The 15,815-nt window shown below is 59.7% G+C and carries 15 protein-coding genes; 5 read left to right on the forward strand and 10 right to left on the reverse strand.

From position 1 onward, the window contains the following. Positions 1-316 precede the first annotated feature (316 nt). The 6 genes from Pan181_RS09660 to Pan181_RS09680 all read right to left on the reverse strand — a co-directional run bounded on the left by Pan181_RS09660 (position 317) and on the right by Pan181_RS09680 (position 7,117). Complete coding sequence (locus Pan181_RS09660; RefSeq protein WP_145246625.1) at positions 317-1,492, reverse strand: DUF1559 domain-containing protein; 1,176 nt, start codon at positions 1,490-1,492, stop codon at positions 317-319. A 45-nt stretch (positions 1,493-1,537) separates the two neighbouring features. Then, positions 1,538-1,693, reverse strand: a complete 156-nt coding sequence (locus Pan181_RS26030; RefSeq protein ID WP_197529105.1) for a hypothetical protein — start codon at positions 1,691-1,693, stop codon at positions 1,538-1,540. Positions 1,694-1,745: 52 nt separating this feature from the next. Further along, positions 1,746-3,743 (reverse strand): alkaline phosphatase family protein, encoded by a 1,998-nt coding sequence (locus Pan181_RS09665; RefSeq protein ID WP_145246626.1) that lies wholly within the window; start codon positions 3,741-3,743, stop codon positions 1,746-1,748. Further along, the gene (locus Pan181_RS09670) at positions 3,743-4,654 is read right to left on the reverse strand and encodes a PEP-CTERM sorting domain-containing protein (RefSeq protein ID WP_197529106.1); all 912 of its coding nucleotides are present in this window, start codon (positions 4,652-4,654) and stop codon (positions 3,743-3,745) included. The genes Pan181_RS09665 and Pan181_RS09670 overlap by 1 nt, the downstream gene beginning before the upstream one ends. Before the next feature lie 114 nt (positions 4,655-4,768). Then, positions 4,769-5,422, reverse strand: coding sequence for a PEP-CTERM sorting domain-containing protein (locus Pan181_RS09675; protein ID WP_145246628.1), 654 nt, complete (start codon positions 5,420-5,422; stop codon positions 4,769-4,771). Between the two features lie 165 nt (positions 5,423-5,587). Then, positions 5,588-7,117, reverse strand: a complete 1,530-nt coding sequence (locus tag Pan181_RS09680; protein WP_145246629.1) for a matrixin family metalloprotease — start codon at positions 7,115-7,117, stop codon at positions 5,588-5,590. Between the two features lie 215 nt (positions 7,118-7,332). On the opposite strand from Pan181_RS09680, the gene Pan181_RS09685 reads away from it, so the two are divergent. Continuing rightward, positions 7,333-8,151 carry a hypothetical protein gene (locus tag Pan181_RS09685; RefSeq protein WP_145246630.1) on the forward strand — a complete coding sequence of 273 codons (819 nt, stop codon included), beginning with the start codon at positions 7,333-7,335 and terminating at the stop codon, positions 8,149-8,151. Between the two features lie 16 nt (positions 8,152-8,167). Here the strand turns inward: Pan181_RS09685 and ppsR are convergent, their stop codons facing one another. Then, positions 8,168-9,019 carry a pyruvate, phosphate dikinase/phosphoenolpyruvate synthase regulator gene (ppsR, locus tag Pan181_RS09690; protein WP_197529107.1) on the reverse strand — a complete coding sequence of 284 codons (852 nt, stop codon included), beginning with the start codon at positions 9,017-9,019 and terminating at the stop codon, positions 8,168-8,170. 578 nt (positions 9,020-9,597) lie between these two features. Further along, positions 9,598-9,762, reverse strand: a complete 165-nt coding sequence (locus Pan181_RS09695; protein ID WP_145246632.1) for a YqaE/Pmp3 family membrane protein — start codon at positions 9,760-9,762, stop codon at positions 9,598-9,600. A 301-nt stretch (positions 9,763-10,063) separates the two neighbouring features. Here Pan181_RS09695 and Pan181_RS09700 point away from each other — a divergent pair, with 301 nt between their 5' ends. The 4 genes from Pan181_RS09700 (at position 10,064) to Pan181_RS09715 (ending at position 14,006) form a co-directional block, all read left to right on the forward strand. Beyond that, positions 10,064-10,231 (forward strand): ATP-binding protein, encoded by a 168-nt coding sequence (locus Pan181_RS09700; RefSeq protein ID WP_197529108.1) that lies wholly within the window; start codon positions 10,064-10,066, stop codon positions 10,229-10,231. Positions 10,232-10,546: 315 nt separating this feature from the next. Further along, on the forward strand, positions 10,547-12,073 hold the full coding sequence (gene cobA / locus Pan181_RS09705; protein ID WP_145246633.1) for a uroporphyrinogen-III C-methyltransferase: 1,527 nt from the start codon (positions 10,547-10,549) through the stop codon (positions 12,071-12,073). Between the two features lie 525 nt (positions 12,074-12,598). Beyond that, a complete protein-coding gene (locus tag Pan181_RS09710) occupies positions 12,599-12,814 on the forward strand; it encodes a hypothetical protein (RefSeq protein ID WP_145246634.1) in 216 nt (71 codons plus the stop codon). Between the two features lie 64 nt (positions 12,815-12,878). Next, positions 12,879-14,006: a S1 family peptidase gene (locus tag Pan181_RS09715; RefSeq protein ID WP_197529109.1), complete on the forward strand. Its 1,128-nt coding sequence runs from the start codon at positions 12,879-12,881 to the stop codon at positions 14,004-14,006. A gap of 5 nt (positions 14,007-14,011) precedes the next feature. Here Pan181_RS09715 and coaD read toward each other — a convergent pair whose 3' ends face one another. Together coaD and Pan181_RS09725 are read right to left on the reverse strand one after the other, a co-directional pair. Then, a complete protein-coding gene (gene coaD / locus Pan181_RS09720) occupies positions 14,012-14,509 on the reverse strand; it encodes a pantetheine-phosphate adenylyltransferase (protein WP_145246636.1) in 498 nt (165 codons plus the stop codon). 72 nt (positions 14,510-14,581) lie between these two features. Continuing rightward, positions 14,582-15,754: an aminotransferase class V-fold PLP-dependent enzyme gene (locus tag Pan181_RS09725; RefSeq protein WP_145246637.1), complete on the reverse strand. Its 1,173-nt coding sequence runs from the start codon at positions 15,752-15,754 to the stop codon at positions 14,582-14,584. Between the last annotated feature and the right edge of the window lie 61 nt (positions 15,755-15,815).

The raw sequence follows: 15,815 nt of genomic DNA on the forward strand, positions 1-15,815 counted from the left end.
CGACAACTGGAACCTACTTATCGTTAAAATAACAATAGCAAGTTCTGATTGGCCGGAACAGGTATGGGGTGCGCTGAGGGCGCGCGAATTCGCCCTGCTTCCGGCGTTTTCGACGCAGACAATCGCAAAAATCGGTAGAGCGATTGCATCTTGCCCAGGCTACCTGGCATCCCTTTTTACCGCGGAGGAGCCAAACAGGCTCCTGTGCACGGGGGTAGTGCTTCGCACCGCCGTGAGTCGTCGAGCCTAGCAGGGGGGGTCCCGAGCGGCTTGCCAGGGGCCAATTTGCAACCCACAGCGATGAGTAGCGTCCCCGTTACAGGCCGGGATCGACGGTTTCGCCGCCCCGCATGGTCGACATCGCCTTGAACAGCGACTTGTCGATATCGCGCGACAGGGAATGCACCGAGCCATCGACGAAGCAGAATTGCACGACGCCAGTGTGGAGCGAGCCGAAATACGACCACTTGGTGTCGTAATCGGCCGGCTGCCCGGCGGGGGCCCAGTCCTGCTCCTGCGACACATCGAGCCCCAGGTAGGTCGGCAGTACACAGGTGCCAGCCCAGGCAATGCCTTGGGAGAAGCCACCAGTAACCTGATTGTTGGCCGCATCCCAAAAGCTGCTGCCGATCGAGCCGGGAGCTTCGCCGAACATCATGGTGTTCGAGGTACCATCGGTCACCTGAGCAAGCTTGGTCTTGGAGCGGACGCCGAAGACGCCGGTCAGGTCCTTCTCGACGTCGTAGGTGTTGCCGTCGTCGCCGATGACCTTGAGATTAGGACCAGGTTGGCCATACACCCCGGAGACGCCTTGATAGTGAGTCAGCCCCAAGGCTCCGCCGGTCGGCATCCGCCAGCGCGACGAATCGAGCACGTAGTTGCCCTCGAAGGTGCTGGTGTTCACTGGAGCGCCGGCCGAGCCCTTATAAAGCGGTACCGCGACGTCCACCACCCCATCGTTCGGGGTTTCGACGGGAGCCATCGGGCAGATCAGCACGGTGAGCCGCGCCTGCGCGGCGGTCCAGGGATTCGTTACTTGCCAGTAAACCCGGCCGTGCGAATCGGCCGACAGCGGATAGCTGTCGGAGGTCAGCACGTCGTAAACCGGCCCCGCTTCCACGTAGGGAAGCAGGTTGCCGAAGACGCCAATGCCTTGATGGTAAATGGTGGTGCCATCGGCCAGGCGAGTTCCAATAGCTTTGGGATTCTCGTGCTCCTCGGTACCCAGGTAGCCCGGCGGAAGCTTCTTATTGGTCGACTCGTAGTTGAGCGCGGCCAGCCCGAGCTGACGCATGTTGTTCGCACAAGCTGAACGCTGCGCGGCTTCGCGAGCCGATTGCACCGCTGGCAGCAACAGGGCGACCAGAATGCCGATGATCGCGATGACCACCAACAACTCCACCAGAGTGAACGCTGACCGCTTCCGGGCATTGGCATTCACGACCGTGATACTTGGCTTCGCAGGCACATAACGAATTTCAATCGCAGCCATGGGAAGGGTTCTCTCCTGGGCAGAGGAATGAAGAAAGGCTCTCCACTAGTACCGATCGCTAGGATCGGGAAGCGGAGCAGGATTGTCGGGAACTTGGTTGTCTTTGTCACTACCACCCCCGCAGCCCACCATGGCAACCACCAGTACCACAAGCATTAACACCATTTTTATTGGAGTCAGGATTCGTTCCACTCGTTTCATGGCAACTGTTCACAAGGTAAAAGTGAATACCGCTGGCAGCGGGCTGATGGGGTCACGTGGCTAGTTGTTTCGCGCGCAGTTCCGCCTGCATCGCCTTGGAGTTCTCTCCCAGAGCACGGTAGGCCGTAGCGAGCGTCTTATGCGCTTCGACCATCTTTGGTGCCTGCTTGGTGCATAGCTCCAGTGCCTCGACCGCTCCGGCATAGTCTACTAGGGCCAATAGCGATTTGCCAACAGTCAAATGCGCCCGGGGGAAGTGGTGCACAAACTCGGCCGCGGTCATCGCCTTCTCCAGCGCCTGCTGGGCGTCGCCGGTCGCGAGTATCGCCTCGGCCAGCCCCTGTAGGGCAACCGCATTGTCGGAGTCGATCTGCAGCGACTTCTCGAAGGCCGCTTTCGCCAGATCGTAGTTCTTGCTGCTTAAATGCACGCGTCCCAAGCGATTGTGAAGCCCCGGCAATCGCGGCTCGGTCGCGGCGACCTTTTCAAAGTACTCCAGCGCGATTTCGGTGTTGCCTTCGGCCTGCTCGAGGGTGCCGAGCATCATCAGCACCCGCGGCGAGGCATCCGCCTGCTGCACCAGTTCCTCGAGCACTTTTCTCGCTTCGGCACGCTTGGTAAGCCCCAACAGGCTGCTGGCCCTTAGCAAGGCGGCCGATGCCGACGAGGCCAGCTTGCCCTGCAACCCGTCCACCGTATCCTTGGCAGCCGAGTAATTGCCCGCGTCGAGATACGATTGAGCCAGGCAAAGCTGGTTGTTGGCAATGCAGTCGGCTACCTGCTGTTCGTCGTCCTCCGAAGGGGGATCGATGTAGCCCAGGTCCACCAGTTGCTGTAGCGCCTGCTGGGCTTCGACCGGATCGACCCGCACATCGCTGGCGTGCATGCCGCAGTCGCCTTCGATCTCTTCCCAGGTGAAGATCCGCTCGGGTGTGGACTCGAGCGATAGCATCTCGGCCAGCACGCGACCAGGCATGTCTTCGCCGGCCGGCAGTCCCAACAAGTGCAGCACCGTGGGAGCGATGTCGAGCAGCGAAGCCCCGTACGCCCGGGTACCGGGAGCGATGCCAGGTCCTTTGGCCGCGACCACTCCGAACGGGCGGTGCCAGTCGACCGGCCCCGCTTTGCCTTCGCGAGGATCGGGGCGCAGGTGATTGTTGTAGTAACCGTGATCCGAGAGCAGCACCACTGCGGTGTCGTCGCCGGCCAAGGTCAACAGAGCCTCGAGCATCATGTCGTGGAAGCGATAGATGCCCTCCATGCAGTGCTGAAAGGCCTGGAAATCATCGTCGGCCACTTGCTCCATCTTGGGAGGATGGAACTCCATGAACTCATGCCCGAATCGGTCGATCCCCTCGTAGTAGACCGCGGTGAAATCCCACTCGGTATTGGCTATCAAATGCGTTGCGAGCGCGTGCACGGTGGCCGTTTGGGCGAGCATCTGCTGCAACCGGCCCAAACGCATCGGCTTCGATTCCAGCAGCTTGGCCGCCTGCGGTACAAACGGCAGGATGGCGGCCGCGTCGACTTCGATCGGGCGAACGCGAAACTCGGCTAGCTCTTCGGTCATCTCGGCCGGCCAGACCGACTGCGACGGAGGCGGCGTGATGCCATCTTCCGTGGCGCGAAATGCCTCGAATTGATTGGAGACCATTACCCCGTTGATCGGCTCGGCCGGGTGCGAGGCGTACCAGCCGACCACGTTCGAGCGAAGCCCCTGCTGCGTGAGGATGTTCCAAAGTGCTTTGCACTTGCGACTGGTACTCGACGTGGGTCGCACGCCCGGGCCGTCGGCATTCGGCTCGGTAAAGCCATACACGCCATGCTGCTGGGCGCGTTTGCCGGTAGCGATGCTGTTCCACAGAATCGGCGAGAGCATCGGCTGCAAACTGGCAACGTTGCCCCACGAGCCTTGCTGCATGAAGGCCGCGGTGGTTGGCATCAGCCCCCGTTCGATGAGCGGGTGGATCATCTGCCAGTCGGCAGCATCCCACCCCACGAGCAGCACGCGTTTGGGTCCGTCCGGATCGTACCGGCGTTGGATGGCCATTAGCCTCGTCTCGCGTTGCGTCGCCGAAGTGCCGCGATGCCTAACGACCCAGCCGCCAACATCCCTAGCGTTCCGGGTTCGGGAACTGCTGCAGTGCTTAAGGGGGCGGTCGACGGAACGATCGGGTCCCCGGTGAACGTGGAGTTGCCGAAGTTGGCCTTCCACAGATCGTAGTCGGCGGAATCGACCAGGCCGTCGTTGGTGCCATTGCCGTTGAGCACGCCGGTCGACTCGTCGGCGCCCAGGTTGTCGCGCCACACGGTGTAGTCGGCCAGGTCGACGCGGCCATCGTTATTGAAGTCGGCCGTGAGCGGACCTGGCATTTCGCCAGCCAGAAGGCCGACACTAGGCTCGTCGTTGTAGGCCCAGTCGTTGATCACGAACGATCCTGCGGCGTTGTCGATGGTCACGCGAACCCAGCCATAATGAAGGTCGTCAGCAATGGGAAAAGAGAGCCCCAGGAACGCCCCATCGACATTGTTGAACTCAGCGTAGGGATTTGCCACTCCGTAGGCCATCGAGCCGAAAAAATAGTCGCCAATACTACTTGCATTGATGCCATAGCCTTCGTCGAGTGCTTTTGCATAGACGAGCGGCCTGCCATCTACGTTAAAAGTCAAAAGCCGGCCAGGCGAAAACAGCACCGATGCTCCCTGGTATGGGCCACCAAAATAATCTGAGTTCTTCAAGCGAATATCGGCGTACTCATCGGCATCGATGCTCAAGTCTTGCGAGTAGCCTAATTCAATCGAAATGTCCTGCACGCCGGAGTAACGCACTGCTCCGTCGGCTTGGGCAGAAACCAAACCAGCCGTCGCGGCAGCAGCCACCGAATAGACTTTGCGCATGTGGTTCGCGGGACGATCGGGCGAAGAGCCATTGGTGGATGGAGAAACTGAGGACCGCGACATGGGACAACTCCGAACGAACGGGAAGCTCAAAACTGAACGGATGAAAACTGCTTCATATAAAACGCGGGCTCTTGCGAGCCCGCGCGTCATTACTACGATGCGTGCCTCGCGAGCCTAGGCCACCGACTTCTTACGGCGACGCATGGCGGCCACGCCGGCAGCACCAGCGGCCAGCAAACCGAGTGTGCTCGGCTCGGGCACCTGGCCGGCGACGATACCTTCGCCAGGCACATCGTTGTAGGCCCAATCATGCACCACAAAGGTGCCTGCTGCGTTGTCAATCGAGACCCGCAACCATCCATAGTGGTTGGTCGCGGCAATCGGGAATGCGAGGCCGATGTAGGCATCGCTGGCGGTATTGAACTCAGCATCGGGATTCGCTGCACCGTAGGCCATCGAAGCAGCAAAGCTTCCCGTGGTCGTTGAGACGTCGATCACGTCGCCCATCTCAAGCGCCGAAGCGTAGCTGAAACCAGTGGTGAAGCCCACCAACTTGCCAGGATAGAAGTTGACGTACGCGCCTTGGTAGTTGCCACCACCGAACACGTAGTTCTTCAGGAGAATGTCGTTATAGGCATCGCCATCGAGGTTGATGTTCTCGGCTGTGAACTGAGCGATGCTCAAGTCGACCGTGCCAGAGTACACGATCTCGGCATCGGCCTGCGAAGCAGCGAGGCCAGCCGCGGCACCTGCCGCTAAGGAATAAGCAATCCGCTTGGTCGATTTCGCCGAAGCGGAGGAGTCTTTCACGTTGTTGGTCTCAGACATTAGCACAGCCCCACGGTAGGAAGATATTGGTCAGTCCAGATGTTCGTTCGTCGTCGTCCGGGGCCGCCTGCGATATCCTCTAACCCGGGGACAATATCCTAGAGTCTAGTCATGTCGGCCGATGGCTCAACGCTTTTGGCCTCAACCTCAAGGAAATTTCGGTATTCAGAGCCCACTTTCGCGCGAACGAGAGAATTGGCTGCGAGAAAAAAAGAGGCCTCCACCATCCACAATGCGGATTGCCGCCATCCCTAACAGCAGCACCATGAGGCTCTTTGGCTCGGGAACCGATTGCCGCTCGCCGGGCGCGGTGCTGGGGGCGAGGCTCATAGCTCCGAAGTTCGCCTTCCAGACCGCGTAGTCGGCTGCATCGACCGTCGCGCTAGCTCCCGGGGCGTTCGCCAGTGGTCCGGCGGTGCCTAGGGCGTCGCGCCACACGGTGTAGTCGGCCAGGTCGACTCGGCCATCCTCGTTAAAGTCGCCCGCTACCGTGGTGATCGCGGGGTCCAAGGCGACGTCGATCGCCAGCTCGTAGAGCTGCACCGCGGCACTGCTGCCCGCAACCCGCACCGCGTATTCGCCGGGAGCCAGCAGGACGGCGGCCAGCTGCTCGGTACCGCCGAGCCCTGTGTTGTTGGCAAAGTCGACTAGCTGCGTCTGGTCCCCGTCGGCCGCGTAGAGCGCTAGGGTCAAATCGTTTTGGGCTTGCGTGTCGATCGGCACGAAGTTCGAACCGGTGACCGACTCTTGGTAGAGGAACCCACCAGGAGTCAGCAGAAGGTCGACCAGCGAGTAATCTTCGAGCTGAAACTTGTAGTAGTCTTCGTCGCCCGCGAAGGAGATGCTGGCAAAATCGTCGGCGTCGGGTTCGATTTTGCCGCGCACCATCGGAACGTCGTCGCCAATCGCGACCGAAGCACCGACAGCGATCGCGCCTAGATCGGTTGCCGAAGCATACTGGTTATTACCATCGGGCAAACCGCGTTCGTAGGCATCGCCATACAGGTAGTGCATGCCCAAGATGTCGTCGAGTTGCGGGCCATCGAATGCGGTCTGGGCGAAGGGGTGCATCAGTACAAATGCCCCGAGTGCCTGATTATGCCCGAGACCCAACGCATGCCCAATCTCGTGGGTCAACGTCTGGCGCAATCCAAAGTAGTTATCGGTCGAATCGGAATATCGCGCGGTATCGCCGGTGTCGAGCGTGATATGGGGGGAGGGAATAAAACCGGTCGATCCGTAAGTTCCTCCGTTGCCATCGAGAAAGCTGCCACCGATACGAATGTCGCCTCGCACGCCAAGCTCGCCGAGACTATTGGGCATCGGTGTCCCGTCGTCGTTCGGCTCGTAAACCAGGTTCACGCCACTTATTTCGCTCCACCTGGCAAACGATTGCTCAAGGAGGGAGAACCAAGAACGCTGCTCGACGGTGCCAGTGCCGCCGCCGATGAGTGCGTCGAAATCGGTGATCAAATCGCTGTGCAGCGAACCAAACGTCGAAGTATCGTCGGGCACGATGCTCCAGGTGAGGGTCACTGGCTTGCCGAGTCCGGCGGTCGTGGGCTCGCTGGCGGTCGAGGTCCATTGCCCGTTACTGTTGAATCCCCAGCACGGAGCGACCATCGCCCAGACGATCACCAGGCTCAGCACCCGCAGGGCAGGGGGGCAATCGGTTCTCAGGCCGGGCAGGTCCAAAGTGGCTTTATCTCGCGAAACTGGGGAGGGAGGATAGGGGACTGGCAATCAACAACCTTCCCAGTATCGACACTGTTTCGCTACGCGTCAAAGAAGTTGCGATCTGGCACGGGAAAACCGTTGCTAAAGTGCGTTGCCATGATGGTTGGCGACTCACGAATTCGGCAGTAGAATCAGCAGCGGCGAGCGGATAAACCATTGATTTAGAGGTTCCTATGGTTCGCTCGACGGCCCTGCTATTGGCTATTTCTCTCGTCTCACCACTCGCGAATGCCCTGGAGCCAACTTGCGAGACCCTGGCTCGCTGGGACGCTCCCGAAGCCACCCAAGGCGTGGCGGTCGACGCCGAGGCGTTCTACGCGATCGCCAATGCGAAGATCGCCAAGTACGACAAGCAAACGGGAGTTCGGCTTGATGCTTGGGAAGCGAACGACGACCTACCGCTGCGGCACCTGAACTCAGGCGTGTGCCACGAGGGCAAGCTTTACTGCGCGCACTCCAACTTTCCAGCGTACCCGAATACCAGCTCGGTCGAGATCTTCGAAACCGAGAATTTGCAGCATATAGATAGCCATAGCTTTGGCATCTACGAAGGCTCGCTCACCGTGGCCGACTGGCACAACAATGCCTGGTGGTGCGTGTTCGCCCACTATTCGGAGAAGGTGAACGACGACCCGCAGGCCAAACCGCACACGTATACCTCGCTGGTGAAGTTCGACGACGAATGGCGGCGACTCGAGGCCTGGGTCTTTCCGTCCGAAGTACTCGAACGCTTCGCCCCGCATAGCTGTTCGGGCGGAGTCTGGAGTCAACAAGGCAGGTTCTACTGTTCCGGGCACGACCGCCCTGAGCTGTACGAACTCGCGCTGCCCCGCGCGGCTTCTACGCTGGTTTGGAAACGAACCCTCGGCATCGAGATCACCGGGCAGGCGATCGCGATGGATCCTTCAACGCCCGAGGTGATTTACGGAATCGATCGCCCGCACAAGCAGGTTATCGTTTCGCGTTTGCCCGCTCTCTTCGTGAATGAGTAGCCGGCACCGAACCCCTTCACTTTGGTTTCAGCGGAACTGCCTGCATGATCTGGGCGGCCGTCTGCTCGATGGTTGCCCTGGTGACGTCGATGATCAAATAGCCGCGGCGACGATACTCCGTCTCGGCGTTCATCACTTCGCGAATCACGCTTTGCAGGTCTTCGTACGACGTGCCCGAAACCCGCATGCGACTGGCTCGCTCCACGCGGATTTCGTGCAAGCGTTTAGGCTGCATCGTGAAGGCAACCACCTTGCGCTTCGACACCCGATCGAGTTCGCTGGGGAATCCTGTTTCGGGGGCAATCGAAACGTTGGCCACCTTGTAACCGCGGGAGCTGAGGTACAACGTCGTCGGACTCTTGCTCACGCGACTGATGCCGACGATCACCAAGTCGGCTTCTTCCAACGAATGCAGCCCCAGGCTGTCGTCGTGCTCCAGGGCGAACTCCATCGCTTCGATGCGATTCTGGTAGGCCGAATCGAGTCGATGCAAGTGCGACACATCGTTCTTCGGCAGGATGCCTACGCAGTCGGCGATGAAGTTGAACAGGCTACCGGTGATGTCGAAGTGCGGAATCCGCCGAACCACGCAGCGGTTGCGAACCACTAGCTTGGCTGTCTCGTCGGCCAAAGCGTGTAGCACGATCGGTTGCTGACCGGTGAGATGGTCGAGAGTCTCCTCGAGCTTCTCGGTCGTATCCTGCAGTGGGTGCGGAACGATTTCAAAGTCGATCTCTGGGAATTGCGAAATCGCGACGGTCGCCAACCCGCTGAGCAGTTCGCCTGCCGCGGTGGCGATCAAGTGAATCGTGTACCCTTGAAAGTCGCCGTTAGAGGATCGCGTTGCTTTGGTCTTTTTCTTTGTCATGCGCCTGTGCTCCGAATTCCTTTCGGAAGATTGAACAAGGCTCATTATCAAACGAAAAGCAGGCGCGAGGAAAGCCCAGCCGGCAGCTTTCCTAAACGCTTTGGCTGAGATGGATCACTCGGCACCCAAACGGGCTAGCCTGTTGAGACGGACCACCACAACCAGGGGTGGTCGCTCTAGGTAATGACTCGGACGAAGTCCGCCGCAAGAAAGCAGGCCAGAGGAGCACCCAGCCAACTCTTCAGTGTCGCCACTGAAGGCCCCCATAGCGTGGCTGGGTGATCCTCTCCTGCCTCGGCCTGCAAATAGTTTGTTTTTGAAATAGGCAGGTAGAGGGTGTGTTCTGAATTATGACTTGAGTTTTGCGCAACACAACGCACTTAAGGCGCACGCTGAGCCGAGACGACAAGAAACGGCCTAAAACAAGGCACTTTAGCCCCACGCCGCTAGTGCTTTCGCACGTGCAATTACCTTAATTTTTCTCCGGCAAACGCCCAGCAGCGAGCGAACACCAAATTAGGACCCAAGTGTCCAATTTAGATTCTTGCACTGGATCCCCCCCGAATGGCGAAGCCTGTTCAGGTCTGGTCGGTCAGTACCAACCAGAGCGCGTGGATCATGCCGGGGAAGAAGAAGAGGAAGCTCAACAGCAGGTTCAACCAGAAGTGCAATGTCGGTCCCACCTGCAGAAAGGCGGCCAACGGTGGCAAGATAATCGCCAACAAAATTTTAACGACCTTCATCGCTTGATCTCCCCAAGTTAAGACATGAACGTCTCAAGAATGCCGCGCGCTCGCTACGGAACAATCGCGAGCCCCCCAACTCAAGCACCTTCTAACAACATCGATTATAGAGGGCTACTACTGTCATTGCGATGATATCTCTAAGCCTAATCTGCCAATTCTCTGGAATACCGTGGGAAAGTTTCGCAACTTGAGCAAGCGAGTGAAGAATTACGGTCTCCTTATGTTCAGTACGCGTGACGTGTTTCTGAATGCATCATCCGCAACGCGCTCGAGTCATCCCTTACTGGAGTTGAACAAGATGGAAGTAGTTGTCTTCATTGGACTACAAGCCTCCGGCAAATCGACCTTCTACAAGCAGCGGTTCGTCGACACGCACATGCGACTGAATCTCGACATGCTGCGCACTCGTTATCGCGACGCGTACAGTGACTTTGTGCGGCGATTGCTGGCGACAAATGGCCATTAATTTTTGTTGCAATTCGGGGCCAATCTGCTCTAATGCGGCATGGTCATTTGAACAGTACAACTAACCTTGCGAGTCGCCCCCGAATGCTTGCCCCACCGTGCCCGATTCTGCCCCCACCCTGGGGGCCATTGAAAACCACTTACGTCGATGGCGATTGCCCTAAACTGCGATCAGTCCTTCAGTTAGCACCTACCGAAATGCCTTAAGAATTGCCCCCACGGATCGATTTCTGCGATTTGGGGGCATTTCGAACCCAGCCATGCGGGGAAACCATCCCGTAGGCTGCGGGGGACCTCGCACCTACAATGGGCCGCTATGAATCCACAACAAACACAAGTCTATCTGGTGGGAGCCGGGCCTGGTGACCCGCGACTCATTACGCTCCGCGGCATCGAGTGCCTGCGCCGAGCCGAGGTGGTGCTGTACGACTACCTGGCCAGCGCCGAGTTGCTGCGGTACGCCCCCGAGTCGGCCGAACGCGTTTGCCTGGGCCGGCATGGCACTGGGCGGATCCTCACGCAGCAGGAAGTAAACCGCCTGATGGTCGAGTACGCCCAGGCGGGCAAAACCGTGGTGCGGCTCAAGGGGGGCGACCCGAATATCTTCGGCCGCCTGGTGGAGGAAACCTCGGGCCTGGTGGCGGCTGGCATTGCGTTCGAGGTGGTGCCAGGCCTGACCACCGCTGCCACCGCGGGATGCTACGCGGGCGTTGCGATTACCGATCGCGACGAGGCCTCGTGTGTCGCGTTTGTGACTGGTCGCGAACGATGCGGCAAGGAGGGGGACGACTCGCTCGACTACCAGTCGCTGGCTCAGTTCCCCGGAACGCTCGTCTTCTACATGGGAGTAACCACCGCTCCCGTATGGAGTACCGCACTGATTGCCGGCGGCAAGTCGCCCGACACGCCGGTAGCGGTGGTGCGACATTGCTCGCTACCCACGCAGCAAACCTGGACTTGCACGCTCGGTGAGGTCCCCACGCTGCTGAGCCACGACAAGCTGCGCCCGCCGGTGATCGTGATCGTCGGCAAGGTCGCCCAGCAACAGAGCCTGACGGAGTGGTTCACGAGCCGTCCGCTGTTTGGGCAGTCGATTCTCGTTACCCGGGCAATCCACCAGGCCGACGAACTCGGCGACCAACTCCGCGAACTCGGCGCGAACGTCGTCTATCAGCCGGCCATCGAGATCACCCCGGCGAGCGACTGGGCTCCGGTCGACCAGGCGATCGCTCGCATCGAATCGTTCGACTGGCTGGTGTTCAGCAGTCGCAATGGGGTGGAGTACTTCTTGCGGCGGATGTGGAAGCTCGGCCACGACTGGCGGGCGCTGGCTCATTGCCAACTCGCGGCCATCGGCCCCGGCACCGCGGCCGCTCTGGCCGAGCATCACCTGCGAGTCGATTGCCAGCCGGAAGAGTATCGCGCCGAAGCACTGGCCGCAGAACTTTCGACCAGCGCCCGTGGGCAGCGGTTCCTGCTGCTGCGCGCCAGCCGAGGACGCGAGGTGCTGGCTGAAACGCTGAGCGCGGCCGGCGGAGAAGTGGAGCAGGTGGTGGTCTACGAAAGCCACGACGTGACTAGCCCCGCACCAGAAGTTGAGAAAGCACTCACTGCGGGCGATATCGATTGGGTCACCGCAACGAGTTCGGCGATCGCCCGCTCGCTGGTCGCCATGCTTGGCGAGTCGCTAAACTACAGCCAACTGGCGGCCATCAGCCCGCTGACCGGCGAGGTGCTTCGTGATCTCGGGTTCCCCCCGAAGGTGGTAGCCAGCGACTACACGATGGCCGGCCTGGTAGCCGCCATCGAACAGGGTGTCGCCGCGGCTCGGCGGCCCGCATAACCCGCCCCCCTCTCTCTGGTGGGGCATAAAGCAAGTCAAATCAATGAAAGGAGCACGGCTAATCCTGCCTGTTTTGCATGTGGGGAAATCTATTGCGAATCACCCGGTGCTCGCGATCCGTGAAGCTTTAAGGCAAACCCACGGATTTTTGCAGTGGCTCAGGAAATCGTCCGATTTTCGTTGCTAGCAAGCTGTAACAGTCGACCGACTCGCCCGTATGTGTTTGTGCGGGCTGGTTCAGGCGACTGAGCACCACATGGCCTGCGAGCGTGATTTGATTGGATTTGCGTTGCACATGGTTCGTGCGACGTTGCACCTGCTGACAAACAAATGCTGGAGGATTGCTCGAGACGCGACTGACGACCTGGTGGACCATGGGGCCCACAACCGGCTCCTGCGATGGGCCAAACAGGCTAAGGTCGCGAACTCGATTGCTTTCAACATTCGCAGCAGAGGCAAGATTTCCCTCAATGCAAAGAGGACTTGAAAGGAGGCCGTCCGATTGCCGCATGAAAGGTCAATTCCATGCGTTCGGTCCATCGCCGTGCCAAGCTGTTATCGATTCTTAGACGCCCCTTCACGAAAGCCGCCGATCCACAACCACCTATCCCACCGCTAGATCGTATCGAACTTCATCAGGAGGAACTCGACGAGATTCAATCGTTGCGAGCCCGTCTGCTCGACTTGATCGTCGAAACCGAACGCCAGCGAAAAGCTTCGCGGTTTCGGTTGGTGAATTAATCCGTTTATGAAGAGGACCAACCACCTCAGTAACACAACTTACGAAGTCCCAACTCGGGCCACTATGCGTTACCTGCTGTTCAGCTTTATCTGCCTGACCACCGCGGCTTTGCCGTTGGCGGGTCGTGCTGCGCCGAACACCCCGCACCCAGCGGTCGTGCGCGTGGTAACGCCCGAAAGCGATGGCACCGCCTACGGCAGCGGTACGCTGATCGACGCCCGCGACGAGTACGGTTTGGTGCTCACCAACTGGCATGTCGTGCGTGATGCGACTGGCCCGATCGAGGTCCGCTTTCCGTCGGGCTTCACGTCGCAAGCGCGGGCGATCAAGATGGATAGCGAATGGGATCTGGCCGCGCTAGTGGTCTGGCGTCCCGATTGCGAGCCGGTGAAGCTGGCGGCCCGTCCGCCGCGCCCTGGCGAGCCGCTCACGATCTGCGGCTACGGTTCGGGCATCTATCGCTCGATTACTGGGCGGTGCACGCAGTACTACGCCCCGCGTTTGAACCTGCCTCAGGAACTGGTAGAGCTCGACGTGCAAGCCAGGCAAGGGGATTCCGGCGGGCCGATCTTCAACGCCCGCGGCGAACTCGCCGGCGTACTATTCGGGGCAGGGCAGGGGACCACCCTCGGCAGCTTCGAAGGCCGCGTGAAGACATTTCTCGCCTCGCTGGGTCCCGACGTCGGTCGGCACTCTAACGGCGCTCCGCAGATCGCGATGCGGTCGGCGGCTCCACCGGTTTGCCCCACCTGCCCGCAAGCGACGAATCAATGGGCTTGCCAGGATGGTCGATGCATGGTGAACGACGATTTGGGCAATGTCTGCTTTGGCTGCGACCAGGTAGCCGATCACGAAACACCGACCGCGACCAAGCCGCTCGGGACAAAGCCAGCCGCCAAGCCGCCCACGGCGACTGAGAACGCCTGGCCCGACTGGCGATCCGACGAGCGGTGGAGCGTGGCCAACCAGACCGCTCCCCCCAGCGAGCCCTGGCCACGGTTCGATTCGGACCAAGAAGCCTCGGAGCCACCCGCCGAGAGCGGGCCGGCTGTTGCCGAAGCTGCTCCCGCAGAGCCTGCGGTGCCCAGCTCGCCGCTACTCTCCGGCGGGCTATTCGACAACCTGCGCAACGGCCTGGCGGTCGTCGGCGTGCTGGCCATCGTCCTGCAACTAATGAAACTCGCCAGCTAAGGAGGCTAACGACTAATCCCCGAAATCTTCGCGCGGATATCCCCGATAATGCACTTCGGCACAAATCGAGCCAGCTCTTCGTCCTCGGCCAGCGGGGTGATTTGCTTGATCAACGAACTCGACACGTGCGTGAACTCTTCGTCGGCCATCAGAAACACGGTTTCCACCTCGGCGTCGAGCTTTCGATTCGCCAGGGTCATGGTGAACTCGGCCTCGATATCCGAAAGCGAACGCACGCCACGCACAATGACTCGTGCGTTGCACTCTCGCACGAAGCGAACCGCCAAACCATTGAATTGCTTGACGACGATATTGGTGAGATGGCTGGTCGATCGCTCGATCAGCCTTACCCGTTCGTCGGCCGTGAACAACGATTGTTTCTCGATGTTAATGCCGATGCCGACGATCAATTCATCGACCAGCCGAGCGCTACGCTCAATCACATTCAGATGCCCCAGCGTAACGGGGTCGAACGAACCGGTGTAAACAGCACGACGAGACATAGCAACAAAGGGGGGCAAAAGGCAAAAATTAGAAATCAAAAACCGACGAGCCTGCTCGCCGCCGAACTGCCGCTACTGGGCGTCGCTAATCGCTTCGATCAACCGATCGAGATCCTCTGTCGTATTATAAGCATGCGGGCTGATCCGTAGCTTCCCTGCCCGGCAACTCAGCACGATGTTTCGCTCGATGCACTGCTCGCGAACCTTTACCGGATCGCGGCCAGGAAGCTCGAAATAAACGATGCCCGAACGGTGCTCGCCATTTCGATGCTGCTTGTCGCGGTTGTTGGTAATCACCGCACCTGCCGAAGCCAGCCGCTCGCAGGCCAGGTCGGTGTAGTCCAGCACTCGCTCCGACATGGCCTCGGCGCCGACCTGATTGAGCAACTTGAGGCTCTGGCCCATGGCCATGGTGCCGCACATGTTCCAACCGCCGCCGGCAAAGCGGGCAGCGTTGGGTTTGAAATCGAGTTCGATATGACCGTAATCAAAAGGATTCGCTACGCTGTTCCAACCAACGTTAATCGGCCGCAGCTTCTCAATGTGCTCCTGCTTGATATAGGCAAACCCAATACCCTCGGGACCCAGCAACCACTTTTGCCCACCAGTTGCCAGAAAATCGATATGCACCTTCGACACATCAATCGGAAAGACGCCGAGCGCCTGAATGGCGTCGAGGTTGAACAGGATCGACCGCTCGCGACAGAACTGGCTCATCTTCGCCAGATCGATGCGGTAGCCGGTTCGGTAGCCGACCCAACTGACCGAGATCAAGCGGGTGCGGCTGTCGCAGGCTTCGGCGAGAGCGTCGTAGTCGATGATACCGTTGTCGGACACGATGCGCCGGCACTCGACCCCACGCGACTCCAAGTGCATCCACGGGTACAGGTTGGTGGGAAACTCGTCTTCGAGCGTCACCAGGTTATCCCCCTCGCGCCAGTCGAGCCCTTCGGAAACCAGATTGATTCCGTAGGTGGTGCTCGGCGTGAAGGTAATCTCGTCGCGCGAGGCGCCGATCATCTCGGCCGCGGCGTCGCGGGCCTCTTCGGCCTGGTTCAGCCATTCGAGCCAGTGCACGTTGCCCACCTGAGTCGACTTATTCGCGTAGTCCACAATGGTCTGGGCGGTTTGGCGAGGAAGGGGCGACAGCGCGGCGTGGTCGAAATACGCCATCTGGCGGCTGGGCTCCATCGCTTCGCAGAGCAGTGCCAGCGGATCGTTTGTAGTGGTTGGTTCGGTTGTCATATCAAAAAGTTGGTCATGCGGGATTACGTGGTATGCTGGGATTGTATGCCATTATCCCTTT

It is taken from the genome of Aeoliella mucimassa (assembly GCF_007748035.1).
GTDB lineage: Bacteria > Planctomycetota > Planctomycetia > Pirellulales > Lacipirellulaceae > Aeoliella > Aeoliella mucimassa.